This is a genomic window from Flammeovirga aprica JL-4 (genome assembly GCF_012844305.1).
Lineage (GTDB): Bacteria > Bacteroidota > Bacteroidia > Cytophagales > Flammeovirgaceae > Flammeovirga > Flammeovirga aprica.
Window position 1 is genome coordinate 1 of the sequence record NZ_JABANE010000277.1, and the last position, 1533, is coordinate 1533.

General features: G+C 37.0%; 1 protein-coding gene. It reads right to left on the reverse strand.

Translation table 11 applies throughout. The annotated features are described in order from the left end of the window. Window positions 1-115: 115 nt before the first annotated feature. Window positions 116-1219, reverse strand: a complete 1104-nt coding sequence (locus HHU12_RS33835) for a hypothetical protein (protein ID WP_169661139.1) — start codon at window positions 1217-1219, stop codon at window positions 116-118. Window positions 1220-1533: the final 314 nt, after the last annotated feature.

Genomic DNA, 1533 nt, shown 5'->3' on the forward strand with positions numbered 1-1533 from the left:
AAAAAGTTAACCGAACGGTAATCAACCGCCGTATACGAGGTCCGTACGTACGGTGGTGTGAGAGGGTCTCCCCGTCATTTATTGACGGGGCAGTCTACTCGATTGTAAACCGTTTTTATTTTATCATTTTTAATTCTTTTCCATCATAAATCCCGATTCCATTATTTGAAGTCAGGAAAACAAGTCTATTGTCTTCTGTGAAGTCTAATCTCTTTACGGACATTGAAACTCCAATTGCCAAAGGTTCTCTATCCCAAAGTAACTCAGGTTTAACAATCAATTCAGGGTTTTCTATTCTTCCTTCGCTCGGAATTGTGGCACGATAAAATCCATCTGTTGTGGCAAAATAGATTTTGTTGTCAAAAGGGTTATATGTTCCTGGTCCAACAAAAACTCCACCGCCGAATGGATTAGTTTCTAAAGTGTCACTGAAATCTTCGCTGTCATAAATTTTGGTAGCCGTATTGTTTATAATTTTAAAAATGTCGCCACTATTCATAAAATGTTGAAGACCTGAAGTGATATAAACGTTTTGGTCTTTATCTTCAAATACCGACTTTGGAAAGAGTAAACCAAAGTTTAGACTGTCAATGTCCGCACTTAGTTCTGTCCTATTTTGAGTATCGAAAATCTGTATTGAACCACCAAACTCTCCAAAGCTCTTAGTCATCCAAATTCTGTCTTGACTGTCTATGAATGTATATTGTGGCATGTCAAAGTATTGGTTTGTCCGTTTCCTAAAGAAGAATAAGAATCGCTTTGACACAATCATACCATTTGGCTGGTGTTTGAAATCTGTCCAATTTTTATCTTTTATCGGGTCATAGACAGCGTAAGGAACTATTAGAAAGATTTCATCTGAAGAGTTGAAAAAGATATCAGTGACACTGAAGTCCTTTTTTAGTTCAAGGTGTAGGTGAATTGAATAGTCGTTTTTGTCAATCGTGAAAATTTTCCCTTTTGCTGTTCCTAGGTAGATTTTATTTGAGTTGTCTTTGGCAATGGAGGTGTACTTTACAGCTGTGTCACTTGTAAAGGTTCTAGTTAATGACTTTAAATCCCAAACATGAAGTTGCCCACTTGAATTTAAAGCGTAAATATTCTCTTTTCCAACAAGCATTTTAGTAAAGCTCGGATTTACCTTTTTCAAGCTGTCAGTTTGGGCAGAACTGTCAAGTGCAATGGAAAAGAATAAGAATATTAGAATTATTTTTCTCACGTTTTTTAATGGCTTACAACGACCCGGCTAAGAAACGTAGAGGAGCTTGAAACACCTCCCTTTCAGTTTACCACTTAGCCAAGCCAAATATTTTTATAATTTAATTACTTTTTTCATTATTGAAATTTTGGATTGGCGGACTATCCATAATCTCTGAACTTCCGAATACAATCGAACCCCTATGTTTTCTTAGCCCTTGTGTGTGCCCAAAATGGGCACGATCTATATTTTTCTAAATATAGTTCAATCTTCTAGAGGGTGCAAGTCCCTTATGCACGGAGTACGATCCCGAAGCATTAGCACGTGACAAGGTG